Below are 2,948 nucleotides of genomic sequence, written 5' to 3'. Positions count from 1 at the left end.
TCGCCACGGGGACTCGGCGCTACAGGGTTAAGGTCAGTCGCTTCACCAACGCCCCCGGCAACAACATCGAGGCCGTGGCCCGTTGGCTGTAGGTGCTGGCCGAGAGCAGAAGTTCCCGCTCCCGGGTCAGCGCTTCGAGCTGCGAGCCCAGCAGGCTGTAGACACTGTCATCGAAACGCATCGTGCTGACCGGTGCCTGGATTTGGCCATTCTCGACCCAGAACGTGGCGAAGCGGGTCATGCCGGTCAGGCGCGCCGCCGGTTGGTCCGAGTAGTTCAGGTACCAGAGATTGCTGATGTACAAACCAGTGCCGAGTTGTTCGAGTATGTATTTCTGCTCCAATTGCCCGCCCTGCATGTCCAGCGCCGTGGGGTATTCGTAGCTGCTGGCACCATTGGCGCCGAGGCCGTATTCGGCGGCGCTGCGGGAGTTGACCAGCCGTGCGTTAGCCGTGCCCTTGGCGATCAGTGTCAGGTCGTCGCGGGGATAACCTTCGTCGGAAAACGCCGGGCTCAAGGAGCCGCTGACCTGTTCGGTCAGCCACACGTTGGGGCTCAAGCTGGCTTCGTGGGCGTAGAACTTCTGCAGCGGGCTCTGCTTGCTGGCAATCGCCCGGGCGGAAAAACCGCCCCAACTGAGCATGCCCATGATCTCTTCCAGGGCGGCCGGCGCCAGATAAGCACGATATTCGCCGGGCGGCAGCGTGCGCAGCGGACGGCCGAGAAACTCCAGTTGCTCGCGAGCCTGTTCGAAGCGCCGGGCGAATCCCTCGCTGCTCCATTCATGCCCGGCGTAGCTGGCTTTCACCGCTTGGCCGTTCTCATGGAACAGGCTGAAGTCGAAATTGAAACTGTTGGCCTGGTGCCAGCCAAATGCGCCTGAAGAACTGGCGAAACCACGGCTGATCGGCCCCGCAGCGTAGAACCCGACCAGATCCAGGCCTTCGGCTGCACGGGTGATTTCAGCGACGGCCTGCTCCGTTTCGGGCAATGGATGGGCTTGCACGTTATCGCTGTGCCAGTGATTGTGGTTGAGCAGCAGGTAGGGATCGGCGGGCAGCAACGGCAAGGTTTCGCGCAATTGCTGCAGCCCTTCGGCCAGGCGTTGCTGGTCGGTCTCGGTGTCGCCGGACAGGGTGATCTGCAGATCGGCGTGGCGGCCATCGTTGATCAATTTGAAACTGACATTGGCTTGCTGCACCTGGCCGGCCTGGCGGACCTTGCCGTGGTTGAAACGCACGAAGGCCGACGACTCGGCGGCGTAGCCGAGGGTGAATTGTTCAGGTTCGCGCAGGGCATCGCGCAGCCAATCGACCAACGCCTTGAACGGCCCCGCTTCATTATTGACAGTGCTCATCAGGCGTCTCCCCCAAACACATCGACATGGCTGAACACACAGGCCGGCGACGCATGGCCGACACGGATGACCTGGTTCGGTTCGCCCTTGCCGCAGTTCGGCGTGCCGAGGACCTGGGAGGTGCTGGCGTCGCCGACCGCCCTCAGGCTTTTCCAGAACTGCGCGGAGATGCCCCGGTAGTTGGGGTTCTTCACCACGCCCTTGAGCTCACCGTTTTCGATCAACTGGCCCCATTCGCAACCGAACTGGAATTTGTTCCGGGCATCGTCGATGGACCAGGACCGGTTGGTGCGCATCAACACGCCGTGCTCAATGCCCTGGATCAGTTGCTCCAGGGATTGGTCGCCGGGTTCGATGTTCAGGTTCGCCATGCGGTCGATAGGGGGGCGGTTCCAACCGCAGGCGCGGCTGTTGGCGACACCGTCGAGGCCTGCGCGGAACTGCGACAGCGCCCCGCCCAATGGGCGCAACAGCAGCCCTTCACGAATCAGGAACTGCTTGCTCGCGGCGCTGCCGTCGTCGTCATGGCTGTAGCTCGCCAGTTCTTCGGGAATGTCCGGGTCGAAGGTCACGTTCAACAGGCTGGAGCCATATTGCAAGTGGCCGAAATCGCTGGTCTTGACGAAGCTGGTTCCGGCGTAATTGCGCTCATCCCCGAGGATGCGGTCCAGTTCCAGCGGATGGCCGATGGACTCGTGGATCTGCAGCATCATCTGGTCGGGCATCAGCAATAGGTCGCGCGGGCCCTGGGGCGTGTTCGGCGCCATGAGCAATTGCAGGGCCTGGTCGGCGATTCTCGGGCCGGCGCCGATCAGGCCGCAACGGCTGATCACATCGAAACCACCTTGCTGGCCGAAATTTTCCCGGCCCAGGGTGCGGGTCTGGCTGTCGTGGCCGTCGAACGCGGTGACATCCAGGGCCGGGTAGATGAAGCGTTGGGCCTGGCGCAACTCAGCGCCGGCACTGTTGAGGTAGATCTGCTCGACCTGGGTCAGGCCGATGCTGGCCTGCCAGTTCACCAGGCGTTCGTCGGTGGGCACCGAAGCCGATTCGTCGCCGAGCAGTTGGTAGCAATCGCTCAGCGGAGGGAAAGCCTGGTCGAAATGCGGCGAGAAGTAGTCGGCACGGTCGCTGGACACCGCTTGCTCGCGCAAGTCGAGCAGCGCATGGGGCTTGAGCCGGCGAGCGTGTTGCTCGGCGCGCTCCAATGCTGCTTGCAGGCCGGCCTGGGACAGATCATTGGTGGCCGCGTAGGCCTCGACGCCGTTGACCCGCACGGTGAGCATCGCCCCTTCGTCGCGGTTCAGGCTCGGTGGTTCGGCGACGTTCTTGCGCACCGACAGATGCTGGCCGGACTCACGGACATAGCGCAGGGAAAAGAATTCAGCGCCCGTGCGCAAGGCAGCAAACCGCTGCTTGAGCTGGGGATGGAAGTCGAACATGAAACCTCCTTGTCTGGAGTGGCGATGCAGCGAGGTGCGGCGCATTGACGCGGTGGCTCTAGAGTAGGCCTGGGGCGGGGGAGGGATCAAGGCAGATGGGAATTTTGCGGTGTGGCAGTCAGAGAAATATGCTGAATGGGCTGGCCCCT

The 2,948-nt window shown here is 63.0% G+C and carries 2 protein-coding genes; both read right to left on the bottom strand.

Annotation, left to right across the window (positions count from 1 at the left end; all coding sequences use genetic code 11):
• Nucleotides 1-19: 19 nt before the first annotated feature.
• The gene (locus OC610_RS24570) at nt 20-1,357 is read right to left on the bottom strand and encodes a TldD/PmbA family protein (RefSeq protein ID WP_264431551.1); all 1,338 of its coding nucleotides are present in this window, start codon (nt 1,355-1,357) and stop codon (nt 20-22) included.
• Nucleotides 1,357-2,799, bottom strand: a complete 1,443-nt coding sequence (locus tag OC610_RS24565; RefSeq protein ID WP_264431549.1) for a TldD/PmbA family protein — start codon at nt 2,797-2,799, stop codon at nt 1,357-1,359. The genes OC610_RS24570 and OC610_RS24565 overlap by 1 nt, the downstream gene beginning before the upstream one ends.
• Between the last annotated feature and the right edge of the window lie 149 nt (nt 2,800-2,948).

Source organism: Pseudomonas agronomica, assembly GCF_025917275.1.
Classification (GTDB): Bacteria; Pseudomonadota; Gammaproteobacteria; order Pseudomonadales; family Pseudomonadaceae; genus Aquipseudomonas; species Aquipseudomonas agronomica.
Note: the sequence above shows the minus strand (reverse complement) of the source record. Positions and strands in the feature narration are given on the sequence as shown.